The sequence below is a fragment of the Dawidia cretensis genome (assembly GCF_018598175.1).
GTDB lineage: Bacteria > Bacteroidota > Bacteroidia > Cytophagales > Cyclobacteriaceae > Ohtaekwangia > Ohtaekwangia cretensis.
On the sequence record NZ_JAHESE010000278.1, the window covers coordinates 1 to 230 of the forward strand.

A 230-nucleotide genomic window follows, 5' to 3' on the forward strand; every position below is an offset into this window, starting at 1 on the left:
TTCCTGGACACCGTCCGAAACATTGTCAGATGCAACCATCGCAGAACCTAATGCTACCCCGCTTGTTACAACGGCGTATGTAGTCACCGGGAAAGATCAGAACGGATGCGTTGGTACGGGTACCATTGAAGTTAATGTTAAAGGCGATTATATCACAAACAAATTGACTCCTTCTAAATTCTTTTCACCTGGTAATGGTGATGAGATTGGTAACTTTTGGTTAGTGGACA

The 230-nt window shown here is 43.5% G+C and carries 1 protein-coding gene; it reads left to right on the top strand.

All coding sequences use genetic code 11. The annotated features are described in order from the left end of the window. On the top strand, positions 1-230 hold a 230-nt coding region (locus KK062_RS30645; RefSeq protein ID WP_254088167.1), incomplete at both ends, for a hypothetical protein.